The organism is Enterobacter cloacae complex sp. HYC003_NIDB (assembly GCF_056673375.1).
In genome coordinates, this window is the sequence record NZ_CP114220.1 from 2,090,700 (window position 1) to 2,117,364 (window position 26,665).

The 26,665-nt window shown below is 55.0% G+C and carries 18 protein-coding genes and 3 pseudogenes; 20 read left to right on the forward strand and 1 reads right to left on the reverse strand.

Going from position 1 to position 26,665, the window contains the following annotated elements:
* Position 1: 1 nt before the first annotated feature.
* The 18 genes and pseudogenes from tssF to O1722_RS09920 all read left to right on the forward strand — a co-directional run bounded on the left by tssF (position 2) and on the right by O1722_RS09920 (position 23,804).
* Positions 2 to 1,873 (forward strand): type VI secretion system baseplate subunit TssF, encoded by a 1,872-nt coding sequence (gene tssF / locus O1722_RS09835; protein WP_033486831.1) that lies wholly within the window; start codon positions 2 to 4, stop codon positions 1,871 to 1,873.
* Positions 1,870 to 2,913 carry a type VI secretion system baseplate subunit TssG gene (tssG, locus tag O1722_RS09840; RefSeq protein WP_032653904.1) on the forward strand — a complete coding sequence of 348 codons (1,044 nt, stop codon included), beginning with the start codon at positions 1,870 to 1,872 and terminating at the stop codon, positions 2,911 to 2,913. The genes tssF and tssG overlap by 4 nt, the downstream gene beginning before the upstream one ends.
* Before the next feature lie 38 nt (positions 2,914 to 2,951).
* Positions 2,952 to 5,567, forward strand: coding sequence for a type VI secretion system ATPase TssH (gene tssH / locus O1722_RS09845; protein ID WP_033486832.1), 2,616 nt, complete (start codon positions 2,952 to 2,954; stop codon positions 5,565 to 5,567).
* Between the two features lie 24 nt (positions 5,568 to 5,591).
* Entirely contained in the window at positions 5,592 to 7,025 is a 1,434-nt protein-coding gene (locus O1722_RS09850) for a serine/threonine protein kinase (RefSeq protein ID WP_033486833.1), read from the forward strand.
* A 25-nt stretch (positions 7,026 to 7,050) separates the two neighbouring features.
* Complete coding sequence (locus O1722_RS09855) at positions 7,051 to 8,517, forward strand: Tle-like phospholipase domain-containing protein (RefSeq protein ID WP_033486834.1); 1,467 nt, start codon at positions 7,051 to 7,053, stop codon at positions 8,515 to 8,517.
* Between the two features lie 11 nt (positions 8,518 to 8,528).
* On the forward strand, positions 8,529 to 9,275 hold the full coding sequence (locus O1722_RS09860) for an ankyrin repeat domain-containing protein (protein ID WP_033486913.1): 747 nt from the start codon (positions 8,529 to 8,531) through the stop codon (positions 9,273 to 9,275).
* 197 nt (positions 9,276 to 9,472) lie between these two features.
* Positions 9,473 to 11,401, forward strand: coding sequence for a type VI secretion system Vgr family protein (locus tag O1722_RS09865; protein WP_058686688.1), 1,929 nt, complete (start codon positions 9,473 to 9,475; stop codon positions 11,399 to 11,401).
* A gap of 11 nt (positions 11,402 to 11,412) precedes the next feature.
* Positions 11,413 to 12,207, forward strand: a complete 795-nt coding sequence (locus O1722_RS09870; protein WP_017384286.1) for a DcrB-related protein — start codon at positions 11,413 to 11,415, stop codon at positions 12,205 to 12,207.
* A gap of 2 nt (positions 12,208 to 12,209) precedes the next feature.
* A complete protein-coding gene (locus tag O1722_RS09875; protein WP_045342008.1) occupies positions 12,210 to 13,550 on the forward strand; it encodes a PAAR domain-containing protein in 1,341 nt (446 codons plus the stop codon).
* Positions 13,550 to 14,635: an ADP-ribosylarginine hydrolase Tri1 gene (gene tri1 / locus O1722_RS09880; protein ID WP_017384284.1), complete on the forward strand. Its 1,086-nt coding sequence runs from the start codon at positions 13,550 to 13,552 to the stop codon at positions 14,633 to 14,635. The genes O1722_RS09875 and tri1 overlap by 1 nt, the downstream gene beginning before the upstream one ends.
* Positions 14,636 to 14,719: 84 nt before the next feature.
* Positions 14,720 to 14,921, forward strand: a pseudogene (locus O1722_RS09885) (type VI secretion system Vgr family protein); the annotation flags it as partial.
* 56 nt (positions 14,922 to 14,977) lie between these two features.
* The gene (locus O1722_RS09890; protein WP_230200456.1) at positions 14,978 to 15,343 is read left to right on the forward strand and encodes a polymorphic toxin type 46 domain-containing protein; all 366 of its coding nucleotides are present in this window, start codon (positions 14,978 to 14,980) and stop codon (positions 15,341 to 15,343) included.
* 37 nt (positions 15,344 to 15,380) lie between these two features.
* Complete coding sequence (locus O1722_RS09895) at positions 15,381 to 15,761, forward strand: immunity protein Tsi6 family protein (RefSeq protein WP_045342075.1); 381 nt, start codon at positions 15,381 to 15,383, stop codon at positions 15,759 to 15,761.
* A gap of 163 nt (positions 15,762 to 15,924) precedes the next feature.
* A complete protein-coding gene (locus O1722_RS09900; RefSeq protein ID WP_017384281.1) occupies positions 15,925 to 16,359 on the forward strand; it encodes a hypothetical protein in 435 nt (144 codons plus the stop codon).
* Between the two features lie 174 nt (positions 16,360 to 16,533).
* Positions 16,534 to 18,456, forward strand: coding sequence for a type VI secretion system Vgr family protein (locus O1722_RS09905; protein ID WP_058686689.1), 1,923 nt, complete (start codon positions 16,534 to 16,536; stop codon positions 18,454 to 18,456).
* Between the two features lie 75 nt (positions 18,457 to 18,531).
* Positions 18,532 to 18,972, forward strand: coding sequence for a DcrB-related protein (locus O1722_RS09910; protein ID WP_017384279.1), 441 nt, complete (start codon positions 18,532 to 18,534; stop codon positions 18,970 to 18,972).
* 3 nt (positions 18,973 to 18,975) lie between these two features.
* Positions 18,976 to 23,427: a glycohydrolase toxin TNT-related protein gene (locus tag O1722_RS09915; protein ID WP_479954560.1), complete on the forward strand. Its 4,452-nt coding sequence runs from the start codon at positions 18,976 to 18,978 to the stop codon at positions 23,425 to 23,427.
* Positions 23,428 to 23,432: 5 nt separating this feature from the next.
* A complete protein-coding gene (locus O1722_RS09920; protein WP_127341562.1) occupies positions 23,433 to 23,804 on the forward strand; it encodes a hypothetical protein in 372 nt (123 codons plus the stop codon).
* Between the two features lie 753 nt (positions 23,805 to 24,557).
* Here O1722_RS09920 and O1722_RS09925 read toward each other — a convergent pair.
* Positions 24,558 to 24,948 (reverse strand): annotated as a pseudogene (locus O1722_RS09925) (DUF933 domain-containing protein); the annotation flags it as partial.
* Here O1722_RS09925 and O1722_RS09930 point away from each other — a divergent pair.
* Positions 24,944 to 26,149: pseudogene (locus tag O1722_RS09930) on the forward strand (glycohydrolase toxin TNT-related protein); the annotation flags it as partial. The pseudogenes O1722_RS09925 and O1722_RS09930 sit on opposite strands and share 5 nt — an antisense overlap.
* Positions 26,146 to 26,517 (forward strand): hypothetical protein, encoded by a 372-nt coding sequence (locus tag O1722_RS09935; protein ID WP_006810924.1) that lies wholly within the window; start codon positions 26,146 to 26,148, stop codon positions 26,515 to 26,517. The pseudogene O1722_RS09930 and the gene O1722_RS09935, both read left to right, overlap by 4 nt.
* The last annotated feature ends 148 nt before the right edge of the window (positions 26,518 to 26,665 follow it).

A 26,665-nucleotide genomic window follows, 5' to 3' on the forward strand; every position in this document is an offset into this window, starting at 1 on the left:
TATGGAAAGCAAACTGCTCGAATATTACAACCGTGAACTGGCCTATCTGCGCGAGATGGGCGCAGAGTTCGCCGAGCGCTACCCAAAAGTGGCGGGGCGGCTCGGCATGCGCGGCATCGAAGTGGCGGACCCCTACATTGAGCGCCTGATGGAAGGTTTCGCCTTCCTGACCTCCCGCGTGCAGATGAAAATGGACGCCGAGTTTCCGCGCTTTTCACAGCGTATGCTGGAGATGATTGCGCCAAATTATCTGGCGCCTACGCCGTCGATGGCGATCGCTGAAATTCAGCCCGACAGCAGCCGGGGCGACCTGAGTAAAGGCTTTACTGTGCCGCGCGGCACCATGATGGACAGCCTGGCGCTGAAAAAGACCGGGGTTACGTGCAGCTATACCACGGCGCATGAGGTCAACCTGCTGCCGTTAAAAATTGAGCGGATCGAACTGGGAGGCGTTCCCGCCGATCTGCCGCTGGCCCAGCTCGGCCTGAGCCAGCGGGGGATCAGCAGCGCCTTGCGGGTCCGCATTGCCTGCGATGGCCCGCAGCATCTCGGGCATCTGGATTTTGACCGCCTGGAGTTCTTCTTAAGCGGCCCGGACATCGAGGCGCTGAAGCTGCTGGAGCTGGTGATGGAGCACCACGCGGGTATTGTCTGCCAGACGGTCAGCAAGCAGCCCCAGCGCCAGCTGCTGTCTTCTGACGCCCTGCGTCAGGAAGGCTTTGATGCGGACCAGGCGCTGCTCCCGGACGATCTGCGCAACTTCGACGGCTATCGCCTGTTGCAGGAGTACTTTGCGTTCCCGGCGCGTTTTCGTTTCATCAGCCTGAGCGGGCTGGGCAAGCTGATCCAGCGCTGCGAAGACGAAAAAGCGTTTGATATCTTCATTCTGCTCGACAAGAGCGACGATCAGCTGGAGCGCGTAGTGGATGCCAGCCACCTGGCGCTGCACTGCACGCCGGTGATCAACCTGTTCCCGAAAGTGGCGGCCCGGCAGAAGCTGAGCGAAAGCCAGCATGAATACCACCTGGTGGTGGATAACATCCGCCCGCTGGATTATGAAATTTATGCCGTGAAAAAAATCTATGCCAGCGCCGATGGTCAGCGGGACGACCAGACGTTTCGTCCGTTCTGGAGTACCTGGAGCGGAGACGCGGGCAACTACGGCGCCTATTTTTCCCTGCGCCGTGAGCAGCGCGTTCTCTCCGAACACGCGCTGCGCTATGGCACCCGCACGGGCTATATCGGCTCGGAGGTCTTCGTCTCGCTGGTGGATGCGCAGCACGCGCCGTGGCAGGAGAATTTGCGCTACATTTCCGCCGAGGTGCTGTGCACCAGCCGTGACCTGCCGCTGATGCTCCAGCAGGAGCTTGGGCAGTTTATTATGGCCGACTCCATGCCGGTGAAGGCGTTAACCCTGCGTAAAGGCCCGACGCCGCCGCGTCCGGCGCTGGCGGAAGGGTTCAGCACCTGGCGGCTCATCAGCCAGCTGCAAATGAACTACCTCAGCCTGATGGACAGCGAAAACGAAGAGGGCGCTGCCGCGCTGCGTCAGCTGTTAGGGCTGTACGCCAACCTGGCCGAGACGCCGGTTGCCCGTCAGGTGGATGGCGTTCGTCACTGCGTGCTGGAGCCGGTGCACCGCCGCGTGCCTGAACCCGGCCCGGTGGTGTTCGCCCGCGGGATCGGCATCACCCTGACGGTGGACGAACGCGCCTTTTCCGGCGCCAGCCCATGGCTTTTCGGCAGCGTGCTGGAACGCCTTTTTGCCCGCCTGGTCTCCATCAACAGTTTTACGGAGTTCACGCTCAAGAGCCAGCAGCGTGGTGAAATCGGCTACTGGGCGCCGCGCATGGGTAAAAGGGCGCTGGTATGAGTGAAGTTGCCCCTGCAACGCTGCGCGTGCATCGCCTGACGCCGCTGCCCGATGCGTTCTGGCGCGGGGTGCGCGAGACGCCGTGGCGCTATGATCTGTTCCAGCTGTTAAGACGCATTGATGCCCAGGGCGGTGAACGTTACCCGCTGGGGCGCGCGCCGCTGCCTAAATTTGAGCCGCTGCGTATTGGTCAGCAGCCTTCAATGGGCTTTGCGCCGTCAACGGTTGCTGAGGTCCGGCAGCGGGAAGAGAACGGACTGCATGACGTTTCCATACTCAGCTTCGGCCTGTTTGGTCCTAACGGCCCGCTGCCGGTGCACATGACTGAGTATGCCCGCGAGCGTATTCATCATCATCAGGATCACAGCCTCAGCGCGTTTGCCGACCTCTTTCACCACCGCCTGACGCTGCTGTTCTACCGCGCCTGGGCGGACGCGCAGCCTGCCGTTTCACTGGATCGCAACGACAACAGGCGCTTCGAAGGGTATCTGGCATCGCTGATTGGCATGGGGCAGCCTGCCCAGATGTCGAAAGGCAGCCTGAGCGCGCACGCCCGCTTTACTCACGCCGGGCACCTGACCCGCCACGGGCGGGACCCGGAAGGGCTGGAGAAAATCCTGCGCAACTATTTCAACGTGCCGGTCAGGCTGGTGGCCAACGTCCCTCAGTGGATGCCGCTCTCAACGCGGGAGCAGGCACAGCTGGGCGAGGGGCGTCGTATGCCGCGCATGGGAGAGTCCGCTTTTCTCGGCATTGCGGTACGCGACGTGCAGCATAAATTCCGGCTCGAGATTGGCCCGTTGAGCGCAGACGACTACAACCGTTTTCTGCCGGGCGAAGGGTGGGTGACCGAGCTGCGCGACTGGGTGCGACAGTACGCCGGGGTGGAATTTGAATGGGAAACACGGGTGATCCTGCGCGCCGATGCGGTGCAGGGCGCCACGCTCGGCAGCGCCGGGCGATTAGGGTACAACACCTGGCTCGGCCTTCAGCCTCAGCCTGTTCCGCGTGGCGATCTGGTGTATCGCGCAGAGCGATAATCCTTCCGTATACCGAATCATTGTTAATGGAAACTAACATGTCAGAAATTAGCCGTGCCGTGCTTTTCGGCAAACTGGATACGCTGTTATTTACCTCTCTGGAAAGCGCGACTGCCTTCTGTAAGCTGCGCGGCAACCCGTACGTTGAGCTGGTGCACTGGCTGCATCAGCTGATGCAGCAGCAGGATGGCGATCTGCAACAGGTCATCCGTCACTTCGCCCTTGATGAACAGCAGCTGACACGCGATATCGTGGCGGCGCTGGATGCCCTGCCGCGTGGCGCGAGTTCTGTGTCTGATCTTTCCGAGCATATCGACAGCGCCGTCGAGCGCGCCTGGGTCTACGGCTCGCTGAAGTTTGGCGTCAGCCGCATCCGCGGCGGCCATTTGCTGATCGGCATACTGAAAACGTGGAATCTGGCTAACGTGCTGAAAAGCATTTCGGCGCAGTTCACCCGTCTTAACGTCGAGGTGCTGATCGAGCAGTTCGACGCCATTTGCGCCAGCAGCAAAGAGAGCCAGCAGGCCGCCGCCGCTGCGGACGCGCCTGCCGGGGCAGTACCGGCTGCGCAGGGCACGCTGGCGCAGTATGGTCAGGATCTGACGGCGCGCGCCCGGGAAGGGAAAATCGACCCGGTGGTAGGGCGCGATGAAGAGATCCGCCAGATGGTCGATATTCTGATGCGTCGTCGCCAGAACAACCCCCTGCTGACCGGGGAAGCCGGCGTCGGGAAAACGGCGGTGGTGGAAGGGCTTGCGCTGCGTATCGCTGACGGCGACGTGCCGGAGCCGCTGCAAAACGTTCAGCTGTGGCTGCTGGATATCGGCATGCTTCAGGCCGGCGCGGGCATGAAAGGGGAATTTGAGGCGCGCCTCCAGGCGCTGATTAACGAGGTGCAGTCCAGCACCACGCCAATTATTCTGTTTATCGATGAGATCCACACCCTGATTGGCGCTGGCGGTCAGCAGGGCACCGGCGATGCCGCTAACCTGCTCAAGCCTGCCCTGGCGCGCGGGCAACTGCGCACCATCGGCGCGACCACCTGGGCGGAATACAAAAAATACATTGAGAAAGATCCGGCGCTGACCCGCCGTTTCCAGACCGTACAGGTTCACGAGCCGGACGAAGCCAAAGCCGTGCTGATGTTGCGCAGCACCGTGTCGCCGCTGGAAACTCATCATCAGGTTTTACTCCTCGACGAAGCGGTCAGCGCGGCGGTGAAACTGTCGCATCGCTATATTCCTGCGCGTCAGCTGCCGGATAAAGCGGTGGCGCTGCTGGACACCGCCTGCGCGCGCGTGGCCGTCAGCCAGAGCGCGCCGCCTGCCCAGCTGGAAGACTGTCTGCGTCACCTGGCGGCCCTGGACGTGGAGCTGGAGATTGCTGAACGCGAAGCGCGCGTGGGGGCGGGCGATCCGGCGCGTGTGGCGGCCTTAACCGCCGAACGTGACGCGTTCGAAACCCAGCGCGAAGCCCTGGCTCGTCGCTGGGAAGAAGAGCGCACGCGGGTACAGGAGATTATCCGTCTGCGTGCCGCGCTGTTTGCGGCGGGTGATGAGGATACGGCTGAACTGCGCGGTCAGCTGGCAGAACAGCAGCAGGCGCTGAAGACCTTACAGGGTGACGAACCGCTGCTGTTTGCCGCGGTGGATGAGAACGTGGTGGCTGCGGTGGTCTCAGACTGGACCGGGATCCCGCTGGGCCGGATGGTGAAAAATGAGATCGACGCGGTGCTGAATCTGGCCGACACGCTGAACCAGCGGGTTATTGGTCAGCGTCACGGTCTGGATCTGATTGCCCGTCGGGTAAAAACCTCGCGGGCGAAGCTTGACGATCCGAACAAACCGGTCGGCGTATTCATGCTCTGCGGGCCATCCGGCGTGGGTAAAACCGAAACCGCGCTGGCGCTGGCGGAGTCCCTTTACGGCGGCGAGCAGAACGTCATTACCATCAACATGAGTGAATTCCAGGAAGCGCACACCGTTTCGACGTTAAAAGGTGCGCCTCCGGGCTATGTGGGCTATGGTGAAGGCGGCGTCTTAACCGAGGCCGTGCGCCGCCGTCCCTACAGCGTGGTGCTGCTGGATGAAATTGAAAAAGCGCACCCGGACGTGCACGAGATCTTCTTCCAGGTCTTCGACAAGGGCTGGATGGAGGACGGCGAAGGGCGTCACATTGATTTCCGTAACACCATTATTATTCTGACCTCTAACGTCGGCACCGACCTGATCGCAGCCATGTGCGCCGACCCGGAACTGATGCCGGAGCCTGACGCGTTAAGCGGCGCCCTGCGCCAGCCGCTGCTGGAGGTGTTCCCGCCTGCGCTGCTGGGCCGCCTGCTGGTGGTGCCGTATTACCCGCTGAGCGACGAGATGCTGGGGCAGATTGTGCGTCTTCAGCTCAGGCGCATTCAGCGTCGTCTGGAAGAGAATCACAACATTATTTCTGAATTTGACGACAGCGTGGTCGAACAGATTGTTCAGCGCTGTACCGAGGTTGAGTCGGGCGGGCGTATGGTGGATGCGATTTTGACCAATACGTTGCTGCCTCAGATGAGCCAGATTTTACTTACCGCCAGCCGCAGCGACGAGCAGTACCGACGTCTGCATGTCACCTGCGAGCAGGGCGAGTTCCACTGTCAGTTTGCCGCGTAATAATCATCAAGAGAACTGTAAAAGATGACGGATAATGATAACAATCGGACTGTCCCAAACGCGCTCCCGGTCGGGTACCGTTTCAATGAGTTTGAGATAAAAGAGGTGATTGGCGGCGGCGGATTCGGCATCGTCTATCGCGCCTGGGATCACCAGCTCGAACGCACTATCGCTATCAAAGAATTTATGCCTTCCTCCCTCGCCGTGCGCGGCGAGGATATGACGCTGGTGCTGCGCAGCGAGCGCTTCGGCAAAGCGTTTTCTGCCGGTCTGAACAGCTTCATCCAGGAAGCCCGCCTGCTGGCGCGCTTTAACCACCCGAACCTGCTGCACGTACTGCGTTTCTGGGTGCAAAACGACACGGCCTATATGGGGACGCTGTTTTACAGCGGTACCACGCTGTCGCGTCTGCGCGAAGAGAAACCGGAGCTGATTAACGAGGCGTGGATCCGCCGCATGCTGCCAATGCTCTTCGGCGCCATCAAAACGATCCACGACGAGGGGTATCTGCACCGCGACATCTCGCTGGATAACATCCAGATTCAGGATAACGGCCTGCCGGTGCTCCTCGATTTCGGATCGGCGCGCCGCACCATCGGTAATCTCTCGGATGAGACGGAAACCATGCTGCGTCCGGGCTTCGCGCCTATCGAGCAGTATACCGACGACAATGAAAGCGAGCAGGGGCCGTGGACGGATATCTACGCGCTCGGCGCCGTATTGCGCACCCTTATCGTAGGCTCTCCGCCACCGGTCAGCGTGGTGCGCTCGATTCAGGACACCTGCAAACCGCTGGTGGAGCTGATGCCGCAGGGCTATTCCATCCCGCTGCTACAGGCCATCGACAAGGCGCTGGCGCTGCATATGGAAGACCGTCCGCAATCCATTGAGGAGTTCGCGGCGCTGATCGAGATGCCCGTCGCCGGTATCGACGAGGTGCTTACCGCGAAGAAGACCGGCACGATGCTGGTGCCGGTGGAAGAGGAGACCTCTGCTTCCGCGCTGGACTGGCGACGTTACAAGCTTCCGGGGCTGGTGGCCGCGGGCGTGCTGGTTGGGGTGGTTGCCGGTGCGATGCTGTTCGGCGGCGACAGTCAGGAAACGCCAGCGCAGACGGCGCAAACGCCTGCCGTGAACCCTCCGGCTGAGACCTCCGCCCAGGCGGAAACCAGACCGGCAACGGCAGACGTGAGCGAGCCGGTTGCGCCACCTGCTACGGCGCAGCAGAGTGCGCCGCCTGTCGACGCCAGCCCGGTCGCGCTGGTCTACATCCGCATGCTTGATGGCGAGACGCTGAAGGTGAACGGCGAGTCTAAAGCGCTGCGTCCGGGCAATAACGGTTACGCATCGCTGAAATTGCCTGCGGGCGAGACCCGCATTGAACTGGAAGGCAATGGAAGAACGCGTACCCAGACGCTGGATATTGCGAAGCCAGGCACCTGGCTGGTGAATCCGTAAGCCTGCGGGTAACAGGACGGAGCGAATGTATAACATCAAGTTTGTCTATCTGTTCCACGAGAACGTCTCGCCAGCGCTGTTTGCGAAAATAATCCGCCCGTCCGTTGCCGGACAGTGGATTATGTCGGTTCCCGACCATTCGCTGCGCTCGCTCTTCACGCGCTACGATCTGTTGCGCACGATCACCGGTGCGAATCCTTATCAGTCCGGGCGCGATACCCGCACGCTGATCGCGCAGGATTTAGAGATGGGCAGAGTGGTTGCCATTGACGAAAGTTTTCGTGACTGGTCATCAGTAACGGAAATTTTTTACATCAATGCCAAAGGACAACTCCAGGCTGCCTCGCTGGTCGGCCTGGGCTGGTATCCGGTGAGTACGATTGTCGACCGCTACGAAACCATGGTGAGAACGTACGGATCTCGCCCTGCGCCAACGGTACTGCCAAAACAGGTGGTGAAATCTAAAACGGCACAGATGCCGGATGAACCTACTCCGGGCAAGGACGGTAAAACCTATGCCGGGCAGCTTCAGAAGATGACCAAAGCAGAGCGCTGGCAGGCGCGTAAAGATCTGATTGCGAAGGGGAGCAATAGCCTTTATCCGGATGCCCAGATCGCCGCGAAGCGTCTGGCGGCGAATAATATCGCGGTGGAAAAAGCGAAGCTTGCGGAAAATATTTATAAGACTGTGAACCCGCTGGAAACCACACCGGGCGTGCCGGAGGGGTGGACGGATATCAGTAATGACGATGCGCTGTTAGGAAAGTTCGGGCTGAACAAATCAATGCTCTTTGACGATGATACGTCCCCCAATTTTCTGGCGCGCGTCTATCAACCGAAGCCGGAAGTGTTTGGTACAGATATGAACCCCACACTGGTATTCAGGGGATCGCGCGAGCCTGGTTTCGCCTCTCTGTCTGATAATGTCTCCTCTTTACTGACCAAAGGGGAGCTGGCGCCGGTGGTAAACGGGGCTGACTGGTCGAATAACTTCTCACAGGGCATGGGTATGGCTTCAGATTATTATAAAAAGGCCGTGAGTATCGGTAAGGAGCTGGCAAGGTCAGGCCAGAATATTGATATTGCCGGTCATTCCCTTGGCGGTGGCCTCGCCTCTGCAACCTCTATGGGCAGCGGGAAAGCGGGGTGGACGTTCAACGCCGCCGGCCTGAATGCCGGAACCGTAGAAAAATACGGCGGTAAGATATTAGGCAGTACGGATAATATCCAGGCTTATCGGGTTGAAGGTGAGCTGCTGACGAAGATTCAGGAAGTTAACCCCTGGGAGGATCTGAAAACGATGAAAGGGCATGTCCCTTCGTGGATCCTCAAAGAGGAAATCTCTGCGCTGAGCCCTAATGCTGCCGGAATACCCCACGATCTTCCCGGTGGAACCGGAAGCGCGCTGGACCGCCACGGGATTAATCAGGCGATTGATTGCATAGAGCAACAGAAGGACGAGGATATTTCGATAATCGGGAGTCGATTGTGAAAAAACGGTTGATGGCTTTTGTCGCGTTATGTTTTTTATTCATGATTCAGGGGTGTAAGCAGGATATGGACCTTAATCCACAGGACTACTTCAGCGGTCAGCAGCTTGAACTGGCGAAAGCGATTGAAGAAGGTGATGTCGACGCGGTGAAGACGCTTGCACCAGAAAGCGATCTTAATAAACCGGGAAAGCAGGATATGACCCTGCTTTTTTGGGCCATCGGCAACGCGATTAATGATAAAAAAACATCGCCCCATTTAAAGGTGATTACGTTGCTTGTTAAGGCCAGCGCAGATCCGCTCCAGCCTCGACCGCAGGGAAAAAGCAGCCCTGCCGAATTTGCCCTGAAGGGGGACAGCGCAGACTGGATCAACGCTATGCTGGACGGTGGCCTTTCGCCCAATGTGAAAGATAAGGTCTTCCACGAACCCATCATCTTCCAGTCGCTAAAAGCGAAAAATACAGAGACGCTGGAAGCCATGCTCGATAGCGGAGCTGACGTCAATGCAACCAATTCACTGGGTAAAACGCTGGTGTTTGATGCGCTGGATAACCAGGCTTACGATCATGTCTTGTTACTGCTCGATCGTGGAGCGGACCCGTCAGTTAAGGCTAAAAATGGCTGGTCAATGAGCAATGCGCTTGCGGACGCGCTGAGTGGACTTGATAGAGGCAGCGAGCAATACGAGAAGTTAAATGAAATAAAAGAGAAACTTATTCAGAAAGGGGGCGTGTGGCCACCTGCGCCGGTTAAGTGATTGCACAACTGTCATAAAAGCCAGAGATAAGGTTTTTTCCGGAGTTTCCATAAGCCTGCACTCTTTGGATTTATAAATACGAAAGTTCGTACCTCCAGACAAATCAACCCAGCATTGCATCAATCCAAAACCACCTCGTCGAAATTAGCTTTACGTTCATAAACGTTCCCAGCATAAACCATTACGGAATAAAGATTATGCTCAACCGAATTACCGTCCAGCTCCCGGTTGAGGGGCTGCTTTTCTGGAAACTCTCCGGCCGTGAGGCGATGTCCGAGTCGTTCGCGCTGACGCTGACCCTGCTTGGTACGGACGCGCGCATTGACCGCAGCAAGCTGCTGGGCCAGCCGGTCACGGTGACCATCCCCACGCAGAACCTGCTCACCCCCCGCTATATCAACGGCAAGGTGACGCGCGTGGCGGTGAGCGCCGTGGAGCTGACGGGCACCCGCTACGCGGTGTACCAGCTGACGGTGGAGCCGGACCTGTGGCCGATGAAGCGCGACCGTAACCTGCGTATCTTCCAGGGCCAGACGGTACCGCAGATTGTCAAAACCCTGCTGGGTGAGCATCAGGTTAACCTCGAAGACAAACTCACCGGCAGTTACCGGGTGTGGGACTACTGCGTGCAGTATCAGGAATCGAGCCTGGACTTTATCAGCCGCCTGATGGAGCTGGAGGGGATTGCGTTCTACTTCAGCCACGAGGCCGACAAGCATACCCTGGTACTGACCGACGCCGCGACACAGCACCAGCCGTTCAGCGGCTATGAGGTCATTCCTTACCATCAGACGCCGTCCGGCGGCAGTACGGATGAAGAGGGCATCAGCCAGTGGGCGCTGGAGGACAGCGTCACGCCGGGAATTTACAGCCTCGACGACTATGACTTCCGCAAGCCGAACGCGTGGCTGTTCCAGGCGCAGCAGAACCCGGCGTCCCCGAAACCGGGCAGCATCGACGTGTACGACTGGCCGGGCCGCTTTGTGGAGACAGGCCATGCGGAGTTCTACGCCCGAATCCGTCAGGAGCGCTGGCAGGTGGAGCATCAGCAGATTCAGGCGACGGCCACGGCGGCGGGCATTGCGCCGGGCCACATCTTTACCCTGACCAACGCGCCGTTCTTCAGTGACAACGGCGAGTATCTGGTGACGGCGGCGGGTTACCACTTCGAGGAGAACCGCTACGCGAGCGGTGAGGGGGAAACCATTCACCGCACCGATTTCACCGTTATCCCGGCGTCGGTGTCCTACCGTCCGGCGCAGAGCACGGCGTGGCCGCGCACCTACGGCCCGCAGACGGCGAAAGTCGTGGGACCGCAGGGGGAGAGTATCTGGACGGACAAATATGGCCGCGTGAAGGTGAAGTTCCACTGGGACCGTCTGGCGAAGGGCGATGACACCAGCTCCTGCTGGGTGCGCGTGTCGAGCGCCTGGGCGGGCCAGGGCTACGGCGGGGTGCAGATCCCGCGCGTCGGCGATGAGGTGGTGGTGGACTTTATCAACGGCGACCCGGACCGTCCGATTATCACTGGTCGTGTCTATAACGAAGCAAGCATGCCGCCGTGGGCGCTGCCGGCTGCCGCGACGCAGATGGGCTTTATGAGCCGGACGAAGGACGGCTCCGTGGACAACGCCAACGCCCTGCGCTTTGAGGACAAGGCGGGCGCAGAGCAGGTGTGGATCCAGGCCGAGCGGAATCTGGATATTAACGTCAAAAACGACGAGTCGCATTCTACTGAAAAAAATCGTACCCAGTTTGTTGGTGAAGATGAAATGTTACGGGTAGCGAAAAACCAGAAATCAGGGATTAAAGGCGATGTGATATGCCTGACGGGTAAGAGTCGAACCGATAAAGTCGTTAACAACTTTATACTTTCCGCAGGGAATACACTGAGACTGGAATGTGGTGAGAGTGCCCTTGAGCTATCCAAAGACGGTAGCGTTCATATCATTGGTAATAACTTTAACTTTACTGCAAAACAGACTGCACAAATTAATACACTTTCCGGCGAGTTGCACCTGAACCCTGATGATGGACGAAACGTCATCGTTCCGCCTGGCGCATCCCTTCAGGGTGAAATCCAGCAGGAAGTAGATGGTTTTTTTGTAATTAATGCCAATAAGTAAGAGTGATCAGAATGGCCGAATATATTCTTCAGGAAGCAACTCTCGCCTTACCCGATGTATTTAAAGACAGAACAATGAATTTATTTACCCTGAGTGATAATGGAGCAAGCGAGTTTACTTTTGTTGTTTCTCGTGCGAGTGCTAAACATGAAGATAAAGTTCATGATGCGGCAACTCGCCTGGTACGAGAGCTGGAAATCACGGTGCCCGATTTTCGTCTTGAATCCTCTCAGATGACTTCTGTTGATGGTCACCCGGCGGTAGAGCTTTTTTATCAATTTAAAAATGATAACTCAGCCATCTTTCAGAAGCAGACGGTGATTTTGCTCGGTGACCATCCTGGCGGACAAAAGCTGGTGTGTTATATTGGCACATGTCCGGGCGAATTTAGCGATTATTATCATAATCAATACCGGGAAATTATTCGCAGTATTAAATTCCACAAACCAGCTCTGACCGAAACTAAAGAAATGCTCGCTGCCGACAGCCTGGGGCCATTTTTTGCGCTTGATGTTGAGAGTAAGGTACTTAGTGTTTTTGAAAACATTCAGGAACTTTATGGACATCTTTCGCTTCAGCGGGCGAAAGAGGGGCAGTATTTGCTTTTTGAAAAACAGGGTAAACCGCTCAGTATTGCACCCGTTCCGGGCAGCCAACCCCTTCGTTACGCGCTGTGGACGACTTTCGCAGACGAGTCACATCACTTACATTCACAGCTTTCCGTATGCCGCCAGGTCTCTGGTTCTGACCAACTTAATACACCCGATCGGATACGTGGGTATCTGATGGCACAGCGAGCCGAATAGTTATGTCAGAATGTCTGGCCGCACGCGTAGATGATGAGATTGCTCATACAGCCTCAAAAGGTTGGATGATCGCAGGATTGGTTGGTGGGGCAATTCTGGGCGCAGCTGCCGTTGTCGTGACCGGAGGGACCGCGCTGGTTGCTGTTTCTGCCGTTGCGGCTGGGGCATGTGCTGCGGGTGGGTTGGGTGAGCTCCTCGGCAGTATGTCATGGGCTCCACGCCATACTACCGGTACGCTAAAAGAAGGTTCACCCAATGTCTTTATCAACAGCCGAAAGGCTATCCGCGCGCATCTGTCAGCCGGAGAGTGTGATGAGCACAGCGGTAGCCTGCAACGGGTTGCGGAAGGATCGATAAAAGTTTACATCAACAACTTTCCCGCCTCCCGCATTGGCGATAAGTTGACTTGCAGCGCCGAGATTAGTCAGGGATCGCGTAATGTTATTATTGGTGGAAGCAAAGTTCAGACCGATGAAATAAGTCCTGAAATCCCTGAATGGGTAAACTGGACGATGCTCGCCGTTGGTGCCGGAGCGATGGCGGTGCTGGCCAGTCCGGCAATCGCACTTCTGAGTACCCTCGGTGCGATGGGCGGCGGCACTGTTGGTAGCTATGCGGGGGGAATGCTGTTTGGCGAAGGTAGCGACGGTCAGAAATGGGGGATGCTGATCGGCTCTGTTATCGGCGGCGGGGCTGGCATTAAAGGCGGGGCACGGTTTGATGCGTGGCGGGCTGGTAAAATACCGGCAGTTAGACCTGTCGAAGCAAGTCCATTAGGCGCTACAGCTTTAAATAAACCGAAGATGAGTTTATCCGAGGCTGTAGGTAAAGACCTGGCGAATACATGGGTAACGAAGGGAAGACAACTTGCTGAACAAGGGGATAAACGACTCTCCTCTCTGCTAACCGATGATGAGGTAGGGGCTCTTTACGGTTATACTACGAATGAAGGCTATCCGATGGTTAACAATGCGCTAAGAGGCCAGACTGAACTTACACCAGAAATTCAAGCTTTTGCGGATCACGCTACTAGCGCTCTTGATAAGCTTCCTTCCTATGAGGGGTTAACATATCGAGGCGCGACGTTACCTGAAAACGTACTAATGGAAAATCAGGTGGGTAGTATTGTTTCTGACCCAGCATTTATGAGCACCGATCAGAAAGTTCCTTTTTCAGGAGATACCACCATTACGATAAATGGTAAAACGGGTAAGCCTATTGATTTTCTTTCTGAATATAAAGGAACTGAAACTGAAGTGCTTTTCAAACCAGGTACCAAATTTGAAGTTGTTGAGCGTGTTGATGCTGGTGGTAAAACCGCGCTTACATATAAGGAATTATAATGATCGATCTGCACAGTGATTTAAATACGTTACTAAAGTATGTGGACAAATATCGACAATACTTACCCGTTAGCAGCCCTTTGGTTCAGCGAAGGATGCAGTATACTTATGATAATAAGCCCTTAGAATCATCCTCGAATAGTAATGTACAAGAACAATGGGACTTAACACCACAATGTAACATCTCACTCGCGGAATCACGCGATCGTGCTGTCGGTGCGCTTATAGGTCTTGCTGTTGGAGATGCTATTGGTACGACGCTCGAATTTTTACCTCGTGACAAAGCACATGTCAAAGATATGACAGGTGGTGGGCCATTTCGACTCCGCGCAGGTGAATGGACGGATGATACATCCATGGCATTATGTCTTGCGGAAACGCTTCTTGAGAAAGGTGATGCTGATACTATATGCTTCAGGAATAAACTACTGGAATGGTATCAGCATGGTTATAATAGTTCAAATGGCGTCTGTTTTGATATAGGCAATACAACTCGGTATGCTTTAGAGCAATATTTAACTGTTGGTCCTGGATGGAGCGGTAATACTGCGCCAGAAACTGCAGGTAATGCTTCCATTATCAGACAAGCACCTGTCTCTATTTTTTTTAGAAAGTCATTAAGTAAAGCGTTTTATGAGGCTAAAAAACAAAGTATAGCAACGCACGGAGCCGCGGAAGCAATAAATAGCACACAGTATTTAAGTTATTTACTTGTGCATATGATTAACGGTAGCAATAAGGATTTTGTTTTTTCTCCTCACGTCATGCCGCTACAGCCACGTGTAATGATTATCAACGTGGGTGAATATAAGCAAAAAACTCGCGATCAGATTCGTTCAAGTGGTTATGTTATCGATACGCTTGAGGCCGCGATGTGGTCCGTATGGAATACTGATAACTTTCGGGATGCGATTCTGCTGGCCGCCAATCTTGCTGATGATGCTGACAGCGTTGCGGCGACAGCGGGACAAATCGCAGGAGCATTATATGGTTATTCCGGTATTCCGCAGGAGTGGAAAAGCAAACTCGTACAGCACGAACGTATCGCCAAAATGGCAGGTGAACTGTTCGATAGAGCTCCATAGGATAATTTTTTATAATTATATTAGTCATCGGGCACGGGTATTGTACCGTGCCTCTTTCTATGTCTGTACCTAATGTTTTGTTAGCCGAACACGTGGCTTTTCCAGGCGCAGCAGAACCCGGCATCCCCGAAACCGGGCAGCATCGACGTGTACGACTGGCCGGGCCGCTTTGTGGAGACAGGCCACGGCGGCGGGCTACCACTTCGAGGAGAACCGCTATGCGAGCGGTGAGGGGGAAACCATTCACCGCACCGATTTCACCGTTATCCCGGCGTCAGTGTCGTACCATTTGGACGTACGGGCGATCTTAATAGAGATATTAATATCCGTGCAAATAAAAAAATTGTTGATGATTTTATGCGTTCTCAGGTTGTTGAAGTAAGTAAAATACCAGCTTATCGCACCGGTATAGATCTTGAGCAGAGTGTGACAATTGAAACAATCAATAAAGATAAAATAGCCTATCAGAATCAATCCCCAGGTAATTGGCAAGGAAACTGGTATTCACTTGACGAATCGACCCCTGCCATAAAACTTGGCATTAACCCAGAAGGACAGGTCAGGGATACGGGGTTAATTGTTCCTAAAGAAGTAAAAGCTTATCAGGCGCAACAAAAAGTAGAAATGCTTCGAAGTAATGCCACACCAGCCTTGGACACCTGGTCTGTACCAGACAAACCTTTCCAGACAGAAGGTGGTGGGACATAATGGTTTACCACTAAGCGTGATATTTTTCCTCCATATAATGAATGAAATGACAGCTCTAAATTATGTTGATAAAGCATTAATATTAGCAAAAAAGAGATATGCTGAGGTAAAAAATCTCAATCCCCATGCCCCTCTTTTACAAATGTACGACTCTATTGTACAACAATTATTATTTCTACGGGATTTAATCGAAGGCAAGGAAAAGGACAAGGCGAAATTATGGAAAATGACTTTCGGTATGTATGCAGTGAAGGAGTTTGATAATTGTGATGAGTTGTTTTTTGAAAGGTTGTCTGATGCCTGGTTTATTGTGGATCAAATCCGCCGAGGGTTAAAGGTTAGGCTGCCGCATGAGGTTGACGCCAATTACAAAATAAAGCAACAAAATCTCAAGATGAAATATCCTAATGAATTTTAGGGTTTAATGTTAAATATATTTTTATCATGGGTGAATGGTGGTTGATTTACATACTAATTTGAATGTATTATTAAAATATGTTGATAGATATCGTAAGTACTTACCCATTTGCAGTCCTACAGTCCTTATAGGAGATTAAAATGTGTAAATGGGGAATGTTGTGATGCATTGGTTTTTCTTTATTCTCTTTATGATTTGGACGCTAGCGCTAATCTGGAATGGAAGAGATTTATTTAACAAAAAACAATGGCTCCTGGCGGGGTTGATGTTCATTCTGGTGCTAGTGGCTACAGTCGTCATTGGCTTTACGTTGAAATGGCTTGCTCAGTCAATGTCATTATTTTCCGTCGCAACGGCCAAACATTATTCGATCATCTTATCCATGTCTTTCCTGTGCGTCTGGGGATTAAAGGTCACAGTAGCCCTGCTGTGCACGTTATTTTCCGGGATTATGGGGGGGCACAAAAGATACAACGCAGAAAATTATGAAAAAGTATCGTCTTTAACACGCGTCGCTGCACCTGGCTTACTTATTGTTGCTAAAAGTGCAGTTTCCCTGGGAAGCATACTTATGTTTTCAGGTTTATGGCTTAAATAAGCACGACATTAATGTTTCATTATCTAAATGAAACCACAGGGAAATTTTTTTTATTTGTGGCAAGGGAAGTAAATCTTTTAGCTACTCATTATCACATCAACAGCGTTTCCGCTTTGCGCACTGACGCTGAGTTAACTTCTGGCACTGAGATGAGTCCATATTGGAATAAAGATTATGCTCAACCGAATTACCGTCCAGCTCCCGGTGAAGGGGCTGCTGTTCTGGAAACTCTCCGGCCGTGAGGCGATGTCCGAGTCGTTCGCGCTGACGCTGACCCTGCTTGGTACGGACGCGCGCATTGACCGCAGCAAGCTGCTGGGCCAGCCGGTCACGGTGACCATCCCGACGCAGAACCTGCTCACTTCCCGCTATATCAACGGCAAGGTGACGCGCGTGGCGGTGAGCGCCGTGGAGCTGACGGGCACCCGCTACGCGGTGTACCAGCTGACGGTGGAGCCGGACCTGTGGCCGATGAAGCGCGACCGTAACCTGCGTATCTTCCAGGGCCAGACGGTACCGCAGATTGTCAAAACTCTGCTGGGTGAGCATCAGGTTAACCTCGAAGACAAACTTACCGGCAGCTACCGGGTGTGGGACTACTGCGTGCAGTATCAGGAATCGAGCCTGGACTTTATCAGCCGCCTGATGGAGCTGGAGGGGATTGCGTACTACTTCAGCCACGAGGCCGACAAACACACTCTGGTACTGACCGACGCCGCCACCCAGCACCAGCCGTTCAGCGGCTATGAGGTCATTCCTTACCATCAGACGCCGTCCGGCGGCAGTACGGATGAAGAGGGCATCAGCCAGTGGGCGCTGGAGGACAGCGTCACGCCGGGGATATACAGCCTCGACGACTATGACTTCCGCAAGCCGAACGCGTGGCTGTTCCAGGCGCAGCAGAACCCGGCGTCCCCGAAGCCGGGCAGCATCGACGTGTACGACTGGCCGGGCCGCTTTGTGGAGACAGGCCATGCGGAGTTCTACGCCCGAATCCGTCAGGAGCGCTGGCAGGTGGAGCATCAGCAGATTCAGGCGACGGCCACGGCGGCGGGCATTGCGCCGGGCCACATCTTTACCCTGACCAACGCGCCGTTCTTCAGTGACAACGGCGAGTATCTGGTGACGGCGGCGGGTTACCACTTCGAGGAGAACCGCTACGCGAGCGGTGAGGGGGAAACCATTCACCGCACCGATTTCACCGTTATCCCGGCGTCGGTGTCCTACCGTCCGGCGCAGAGCACGGCGTGGCCGCGCACCTACGGCCCGCAGACGGCGAAAGTGGTCGGGCCGCAGGGCGAGAGTATCTGGACGGACAAATACGGCCGGGTGAAGGTGAAGTTCCACTGGGACCGTCTGGCGAAAGGCGATGACACCAGCTCCTGCTGGGTGCGCGTGTCGAGCGCCTGGGCGGGCCAGGGCTACGGCGGGGTGCAGATCCCGCGCGTCGGTGATGAGGTGGTGGTGGACTTTATCAACGGCGACCCGGACCGTCCGATTATCACTGGTCGTGTCTATAACGAAGCAAGCATGCCGCCGTGGGCGCTGCCGGCTGCCGCGACGCAGATGGGCTTTATGAGCCGCACGAAAGACGGTTCAGTGGACAACGCCAACGCCCTGCGCTTTGAGGACAAGGCGGGCGCAGAGCAGGTGTGGATCCAGGCCGAGCGCAACATGGACACCAGCGTCAAGAATGATGAAACGCACAGCGTTGGCGGCGCGCGCAGCCATTACGTGAAGAAAAATGAGCTGCATCGCGTGGAAGCTAATCAGATCCAGGCCGTGAAAGGCGGAACCGAGATCCTGACGGGTAAAGGCAAGCTGGATGCGGCGGTAGAGCAGTATGTTATTGCTTCCGGGACGAAGCTGCGGCTGGTCTCGGGCGAGAGTGCTATTGAGCTTAACGCTAACGGCAAAATTAACCTGATCGGCAAAGAGTTCAACTTCTTCGTTGAAGGGGACGGCTATATCACCACGGGCGGCAAGCTGCACCTGAATACGTCGGGCACCCAACCGGGCACAACGGCGCCGGGGTCAGGGCATAAAGGGGATATTGATGCGGCGGTGCAGGAGAAATTTACGCCCCCGGAAGAGTAACCGCTTTCTGTCTGCCGCCGGGTTGTCCGTGGCGGCACGTAAAACCCTTTAGCAATTTTAGACGCGAGTTCACCGATGAAATACACCCTCCAGGAAGGTTCCTTTACCCTTTTTCCTGCCGCCTGGCAGGACAACAGCATGAACATCATTCGCGATGACGAAAGCGGGCTGTCCGTGGTGGTCAGCCGCGGCGTTATCCCGGATGGCAGCGACTACGAACAAGAGTTTCACCGCCAGTGGGACGTGCTGCGTCCTCAGATGGGTGAGATCGCCCAGAGCGAATTTCAGCACGTAAAAGCCGGGTCTGCCGGCAACATTGATGGGGTTGAAGTTGAGACCACCTTTGACCGTAACGGCCAGCGCCTGTGGCAAAAACAGCTGGCCGTGCAGACGCCAGGCAAACCGGTACTGATGATTTTTACCCTCTCGGCCTTAAAAGCCTTTACGGAAGAGGACGAGGCGCGCTGGAGCGCACTGAAGCAGAGTCTGACGCTAAACGACAACCGGAATGTGTAAGGCATGAGCGATAACAACGCGGCCCGTAAGGGCGACGAGATTATTCACTCCAGCATTTTTGCTGATATTACCAGCATTGTGGCGGAAGGCGCTGCCTATGCGGTGATTGGCGCGGCGGTGGGCGCGGCAGCGACCGTTGCGGCCCCACTGCTGGGAGCCGGGGCAGCAGCAGCAGGCGTGGCGGCAATTGGCTCCAGCTGTCTGTTGAGCGGCATTATTGGTGGGGTTCTGGCGAACGTCGCCGGGATCACCGACGATATCAGCAACGCCGCTGAAGGGCTGGGTAACGCGCTTTTCCCGCCGTCGCCCGCGGGCAAAATCACCACCGGTTCGAGCAATGTTCTGACAAATAAACTTCCCGCTGCGCGCGCCGCCGGGACGTTAACGCCTGCCGATACCCCGTCCCCTGAGCCGCAGTCGCCGGGCAGCTTTGCCGACTACGCGGGCATGCTGCTCTCCGCTGCCGGACAGTTCGGCAGCGAGATGTGGCAGCCGAGCGTCGCCTCTGCTGCCGCAGGGACCTCGCCACTGGAAGAAGACAAGGTGGCGTGTGATAAGCACTCCGGGCCGCAGTATCTGGCGGAAGGCTCGAAAAGCGTCTTCATCAACGGACAGCCTGCGGTGCGCGCAAAAGATCGCACCACCTGCGAGGGCACCGTTTCCGACGACGTATCCCCGAACGTGATCATTGGCGGCGACACGCTCACGGTCCGCGACATCAAAAGCGGCAAAACGCCGGGTCTGGCGCTGGGGATGATTGCGCTCTCCCTGCTGCGCGGGCGTCCGGGCAAGATCCTGAAAAACATGCCCTGTGCGCTGGCTGCTGCCGGTGGCGGGATGCTGGCTGATATGGCCGTCAACGCCGTGTTCGGCTCCTCGCACCCGGTTCACGCCGCTACCGGCGTGAAGGTGCTGAATGACGACGACGAACTCGATTTCTCGCTGCCGGGGCGCTTTCCGCTGCGCTGGCAGCGCAGCTACAACAGCCTGACCACCCGCGAAGGGCTGTTTGGCCTGGGCTGGGCTACCACCTTTGACAGCTATCTGACGCTGGAAGAAAACAATGCCACCTGGTTCGATGAAACCGGGCGCGAGCTGAGCTTCGAGCTGCCGCCGGTCGACCGCGCGTTTTACAGCATCAGCGAAGGCATTATCATCCGCCGCAATGAGAGCGGCGACGTGGCGATTGCCGACGATGACGGCGCGGTGTGGCGTCTGTATAAACCGACCCGCGCTAACCCCTCCATCCTGCGCCTGGCCTCCCTCAGCGACGAATACGGCAACGCGCTGCTGACTGAATGGGATGAGCACGGGCGGCTGGTCGGTCTGCACGATGAGCCGCGAGCGATCGATGTCACCCTGCGCTATGACGATGAACGTTTCCCGCAGCGCGTTACCGCTGCCAGCCATTTTGACGGCAACCAGACATGGCCGCTGATGCAGTGGGGGTACGACGCGCGCGGCCAGCTGGCCAGCGCAACGGATGCCTCCGGCGTGGTTACCCGTGAATACCGTTATAACGATGATGGCCTGATGGTCTGGCACCGTCTGCCGGGCGGGCTGGAGAGCGAATACCGCTGGCAAAAATTCGACCACTGGCGCGTGGTGGAAAATCGCACCAGCACCGGCGACGGCTGTCGCTTTACCTACGATTTAGCCGCCGGGCTGACGACCGTCGATCACTACGACGGTCAGACGCGAAAGCATTACTGGAACGCGCAAAACCTGATTGTTCGCTACGTTGACGAGCGCGGTGAGAACTGGCGCTACGAGTGGGATGACAACGAACTCCTCACGCGTCGCATCGATCCGCTGGGTAATGCCGTTACCTTCGTCTATGACGAGATGGGCAACCGGGTGCAGGAGATTGACGCCGACGGCAATACCCGCACCACCACCTGGCTGGAGCACCGTGCGCTTCCGGCGTCCATCATCGAAGCCGACGGTAGCGCCACCCGGTTCCTGTATGACGAACATCACGGGCTGAAACGCGTTGTGGATCCGATGGGGCAGACCTCGCTGCTGCGTCGGGACGAGTTTGGTCAGGTTGTGGAAGAAGTTGATGCCACCGGGAACAGCCGCTACCAGGAGTACAACGAAGCCGGGCAGATGGTGCGTGCGACGGACTGTTCGGGCCGTGTGACACAATACCGTTATCATCCGCTGGGCTGGCTGGTGGCTGAGATAAGCGCCGACGGCGAAGAGACGCGTTACCGCTACGACGCCGCGGGGCGTCCGGTGCAGCTCGATCGCCCGGAAGGGTGGACCGAGTCGCTCAAATGGAACGAACGTGGTCTGCCGGTGAAGCATGCGGGCGCCGACGGGAAAGAGAGCGAGTTCAGATACGACGAGGCAGGGCGCTTAACCGCCACCCGCAATACGCAGGGTGAAGAGGTGCGCCGCCGCTGGGACAGCCGCGGGCGTTTGATTGCCCTGGAAAACGAAAACGGCGAAGCGTATCAGTTCCGCTGGGGCGCAGACTCGCTGCTGCTGGAAGAGGTGGGGCTGGATGGCGTGGCCTCGCAGTATCGCTACGATGCCTGCGGGCGTACGATAGCGCGCACCTTTGCCGCCGGACATCCGGAGGCCATTACCCATTCCTTCGCCTGGAGCGCGAGCGGCCAGCTGGTCGCCCGCACCACGCCGGAGGGGCAGACCCGCTACCACTACACCCCGTCCGGCCTTCTGAGCCGGATTGGGCTGCATCCCGCGCTTTCAGCCGATGCCTGGAGTGCCGAGGCCGAGCAGGAGCTTGTGTTTGAGTATGACGCGCTCGGGCGCGTCACGCGCGAAACGGGCGAGCACGGGGAGCTGGCGTGGGAGTATGACGCGCTGGGTAACCGCACCTCCGTCACGCTGCCCGATGGTCGGGAGCTGAAACAGTTCTACTACGGCAGCGGGCATCTGCTCAGCATCGCGCTTGATAAGCTGTCGGTCTCCGACTTTACCCGCGACGAACTCCACCGTGAAACCAGCCGTACCCAGGGGCTGCTGACCACCCGCAGCGAATACGACCGCCTTGGCCGACTGCATCGCCGGGACGTCTTTACCGGCAATGCCCAGCGCCCGTCGCCGCGCCGCTGGTCCCGCCGCTGGGATTACGACTATCGCAATAACCTGGTCCGCGAAGAGCGGGACGATAACCCGTTCAGCTGGTACCGCTGGCAGTACGACAGCGCCGGACGTCTGCTGGTTCAGGACGGCACGCTGCCCGGCCAGGAGCAGTGGCGCTGGGATGCTGCCGGTAACCCGCTTGAAGGCTCGGCTGAGAAGGTCACGCACAACCGCCTGACGCAGCTGAACGGCATTCGCTGGCGCTATGACATCCACGGCCGCACCGTGGAGAAAGATAACGGCCAGACCCGCTGGCACTACCGCTACGACGGCGAGCACCGCCTGACGGAGGTCATAAGCCAGCCGCGGGACCGCAACAGGCCGCAGACGCAGGTCAGCTTCCGCTATGACCCGCTCGGGCGACGCATCAGCAAAACGCGCCGCCAGATGGTGGGCGGACAGCCAACCGGTAACCCAGTCACCACCCGGTTTGTCTGGGAAGGGTTCCGGCTGTTGCAGGAGGTGCACGGGGATGTGCCGCTGACCTACGTCTACAGCGATCAGGACAGCTACGATCCGCTGGCTCGTATTGACGGCGTTGATGCCCCGGAAATCTTCTGGTTCCACTGTCAGCCCAACGGCACGCCGGAGCGGATGACGGATAGCGAAGGGCAGGTGCGCTGGGAAGGGGTGAACAGCGCCTGGGGCAAACTGCTGCGGGAAAGCGAGACGCAGGTATCAGGATATTCCCAGAACCTGCGTATGCAGGGGCAATACCTGGACCGTGAGACAGGGCTGCACTACAATCTGTTCCGGTATTACGACCCGGACTGCGGAAGGTTTACGCAGCAGGACCCGATATGGCTGGCGGGGGGGATAAACCTTTACCAGTATGCGCCGAACGCGCTGGGGTGGGTGGATCCGTGGGGGTTGAGTAGGTGTCAAAACGAATGGAATGGATTTCAATCAAAATCTAGAGGTGTTTTCAAAACACGTGCAGATGCTTCTAAAGCATATAAATTATGGAAAAATCAAGACTGGCAAAGCTTAGAGTCCTTCATGGGCGCTGGAGCATGGCCTCCAAACCGAGGGTTCATCAAGGCAACGCCGATAACTCTGAAACCTGGTACTAAGATCGATAGATATGGCGGGCGTATCGACAATGGTACTTTCAGTGACCGAGGAACCTTTGTATCCCCTGCTGGAGCATCTTTCGAAAGTCGAGCTTTACCATTGGATACGTTAGATAAACCATATAAAACATATGAAGTGATTGCACCGGTACATGCGGACGCAGGACCTGCTATCCCTTGGTTTGATCAGCCAGGGGGAGGAACACAATATGAACTATCAAAATCTATAAGCCAACTTTTGGCCGAAAATAAAATTAGAGAGATATGAAATTTATGAACCTGAAATTTTATAACTTCAAACCTAGAAAAAATTTATATGATGGGAAAGAGAATGGTTTTTATGATTTTTCAGAAAAAATACATATTCCATATTTAAATGTTGAGATTGAATTCAGGAATATAAACGCAACACCTCTTTGGGATGTCGATAACTCATTAAAAAAAGAAATTGTAAGTAATATTTCTGGAGTTAGGACTTTGACATTTCATGATGATCCAGAACCTTCTTATAAATATAATAATCTTGATGTGTATATTTATTCTTGTTTTTTGGAAAATAAAAATGTTCATATTGTATTGGCGCAAGGTGAAAGTCAACCTGCCAGATATAAAATTATATTGCTAGGTTCAGTAATTGTTGGGTAATATATTTTGAGGGATACGGCGAGGGAAGTTACTCGCCTTTAGCGCGTCGCTACATAAACCTTATTTGATCTTTTAATATAGGGAGTTAAATGCAGGTTTGAAGGGGGAGAGCTAGCAGTGCAATCAAATGAAAGGTTTTTTGATTGCGGTATATAGAATGGTAAGCTTAAATCAATTATAAACAGAGAGCTATAGATTAGCAAACTAGAGCCTAATAAAAGTTGCGGATGAATAATGCCAGAGTTTCCAACGAAGAAGCATTGTTACATTAAAGACCTTGAAGACCCAAAAATTGAATCTGAAATTAACTCCTTTGTTGAAAAAGGAAACGAGTTTCACGATGATAAAAAATACGCCGAGGCTTTAGAGCAATACCAAAAAGCCTGGCAAGCTCTTCCTGAGCCAAAGCTCCAATGGGAGTTCGCCAACTGGATCTCTGCTTGCATGTACAGCGCATATTTTGATCTCGCGGATTACGCTGAGGCAGAGAAATGGGGAGAGACGACATTACGGACACGTGGATCGGATATAGACACTGCACCCTTAATCGATCTCGGCATGGTCTGTTATGAGTTGAATCAATTCGAGGAAGCGTATAAATATTTTAACGATGCTTATAACTACGGCAAAGAGCGTGCGTTTCAGGATAGACCTAAAAAAATATCTGGAGTTTTATCTGCGCAAAAGGGGATAAGTTCATTACTCTATAAAAAAATCCACGCCAAAGCGTGGTTTTTTTTAATTCAAAACAAATCAAACATTAAACAAGAAGTTCATCACGTCGCCATCTTTAACGATGTAATCTTTCCACGCATCTTGCCTGCTTCTTTCGCGCCTTGCTCACCCTTATTGGTGATGAAGTCTTCAAACGCGATAGTCTGCGCACGAATGAAGCCTTTCTCGAAGTCGGTGTGGATCTTACCAGCCGCCTGAGGCGCGGTCGCACCCACAGGGATGGTCCACGCACTTCTTTTACGCCCGCGGTGAAGTAGGTTTGCAGGCTGAGCATCTCATGGCCCGCGCGGATCACACGGTTCAGACCCTGCTCGGCCATGAAATCTTCACGATCGGCGTCGTTCATTTCAGCGATATCGGATTCAACCGCGTTCCAAAACGCTACCACTACAGAACCTTTATCGCTTGAAGAGTCTGCTGAGAAGGTCACGCACAACCGCCTGACGCAGCTGAACGGCATTCGCTGGCGCTATGACATCCATGGCCGCACCGTGGAGAAGGATAACGGTCAGACCCGCTGGCACTACCGCTACGACGGCGAGCACCGCCTGACGGAGGTCATCAGCCAGCCGCGGGACCGCAACAGGCCGCAGACGCAGGTCAGCTTCCGCTATGACCCGCTCGGGCGACGCATCAGCAAAACGCGCCGCCAGATGCTGGGCGGCCAGCCAACCGGCAAGCCGGTCACCACCCGGTTTGTCTGGGAAGGGTTCCGGCTGTTGCAGGAGGTGCACGGGGATGTGCCGCTCACCTACGTCTACAGCGATCAGGACAGCTACGATCCGCTGGCACGTATTGACGGCGTTGATGCCCCGGAAATCTTCTGGTTCCACTGTCAGCCCAACGGCACGCCGGAGCGGATGACGGATAGCGAAGGTCAGGTACGCTGGGAAGGGGTGAGCAGCGCCTGGGGCAAGCTGCTGCGGGAAAGCGAGACGCAGGTATCAGGATATTCTCAGAACCTGCGTATGCAGGGGCAATACCTGGATCGTGAGACAGGGCTGCACTACAATCTGTTCCGGTATTACGACCCGGACTGCGGGCGGTTTACGCAGCAGGACCCGATAGGGCTGGCGGGGGGGATAAACCTTTACCAGTATGCGCCGAATGCGCTGGGGTGGGTGGATCCGTGGGGGTTGAGTCGTTGTAAAAATGACTGGAATGAGTTTCAGAAAAAATCTAATAAGCGTCAGTTCTCTTCGAGAACACAAGCATCTAAGGCCTACGCGTTATGGAAGAAACAAGACTGGGCGGCATTAGAGAAATTTATGGGCGATGGTGCCTGGCCTCCTAATCGTGGATTTATTACTGCAACGAAAACGACTCTAAAACCTGGTACAAAAGTTGACCGCTACGGTGGTTGGACCGATGCAGATGGTTTCCACGATAGTGGTACGTTTATATCCCCTGCGGGATCATCTTTCGAGGGGAGAGCCCTCCAACAAAATACTTTAAACAAACCATATTCGGTTTATGAAGTTCTTAAACCGTTGCCGGTAGATAGTGGTCCTGCTATACCATGGTTTGGGCAACCGGGCAGAGGAACCCAATACGAAACATCCGAAGCGATCGAAGCACTAATTGAAAATGGTTTTTTGAGGAAAATATGACTTTAATTAATTTTCAGAAAAGAAAAGAACTTATCCATGATGGGCTTGAAGATGACTTCTTAAGGAACGAAAAAGAAATATCCTGTCCATGTTGTGATGCTGTCGTTCGTTTCGGTTTATATAACTCTAAAAGTTTTGATAAGCTTGAGGACTGCAAAAAAACAAAAATGGTAAGTAAGATGCGAGGCGTAAAGTTATCAGATGGTTTAATCCCGGGCTATAGATACAAAGAAAGCCCACTAAGGATATCAGAAAAAAAATGTTCAAAAGGAATCCATGATATTTTTGTCATCTTTACTTATAAAGAGATACAACCCGCTCGTTATGAATCTTATTTAATAGGTGTTTTTAATAGTAATGATGTTTAGTATTCTGCTATATTAAATGTGATTTAAAATGCCTTTGGGATGAGGCTCCAGATTTTAGGGTTTTCGGTAACAACCTGAGAGTAATCTTTGGATGGGATAAAAATATCATCACTCCCGTAATAAATTGTTCGATTATATCAAGCATCAT

Bases quoted from the DNA above. Each gene is read 5' to 3' on its own strand.
- O1722_RS09905 (WP_058686689.1), top strand. From the start codon at position 16,534: ATGCTCAACCGAATTACCGTCCAGCTCCCGGTGAAGGGGCTGCTGTTC.
- O1722_RS09875 (WP_045342008.1), top strand. From the start codon at position 12,210: ATGTCAGAATGTCTGGCCGCACGCGTAGATGATGAGATTGCTCATACA.
- tssG (WP_032653904.1), top strand. From the start codon at position 1,870: ATGAGTGAAGTTGCCCCTGCAACGCTGCGCGTGCATCGCCTGACGCCG.
- O1722_RS09850 (WP_033486833.1), top strand. From the start codon at position 5,592: ATGACGGATAATGATAACAATCGGACTGTCCCAAACGCGCTCCCGGTC.
- O1722_RS09910 (WP_017384279.1), top strand. From the start codon at position 18,532: ATGAAATACACCCTCCAGGAAGGTTCCTTTACCCTTTTTCCTGCCGCC.
- tssH (WP_033486832.1), top strand. From the start codon at position 2,952: ATGTCAGAAATTAGCCGTGCCGTGCTTTTCGGCAAACTGGATACGCTG.
- O1722_RS09900 (WP_017384281.1), top strand. From the start codon at position 15,925: ATGCATTGGTTTTTCTTTATTCTCTTTATGATTTGGACGCTAGCGCTA.
- O1722_RS09855 (WP_033486834.1), top strand. From the start codon at position 7,051: ATGTATAACATCAAGTTTGTCTATCTGTTCCACGAGAACGTCTCGCCA.
- tri1 (WP_017384284.1), top strand. From the start codon at position 13,550: ATGATCGATCTGCACAGTGATTTAAATACGTTACTAAAGTATGTGGAC.
- O1722_RS09870 (WP_017384286.1), top strand. From the start codon at position 11,413: ATGGCCGAATATATTCTTCAGGAAGCAACTCTCGCCTTACCCGATGTA.
- O1722_RS09915 (WP_479954560.1), top strand. From the start codon at position 18,976: ATGAGCGATAACAACGCGGCCCGTAAGGGCGACGAGATTATTCACTCC.
- O1722_RS09865 (WP_058686688.1), top strand. From the start codon at position 9,473: ATGCTCAACCGAATTACCGTCCAGCTCCCGGTTGAGGGGCTGCTTTTC.
- tssF (WP_033486831.1), top strand. From the start codon at position 2: ATGGAAAGCAAACTGCTCGAATATTACAACCGTGAACTGGCCTATCTG.
- O1722_RS09860 (WP_033486913.1), top strand. From the start codon at position 8,529: ATGGCTTTTGTCGCGTTATGTTTTTTATTCATGATTCAGGGGTGTAAG.
- O1722_RS09920 (WP_127341562.1), top strand. From the start codon at position 23,433: ATGAACCTGAAATTTTATAACTTCAAACCTAGAAAAAATTTATATGAT.
- O1722_RS09895 (WP_045342075.1), top strand. From the start codon at position 15,381: ATGAATGAAATGACAGCTCTAAATTATGTTGATAAAGCATTAATATTA.
- O1722_RS09935 (WP_006810924.1), top strand. From the start codon at position 26,146: ATGACTTTAATTAATTTTCAGAAAAGAAAAGAACTTATCCATGATGGG.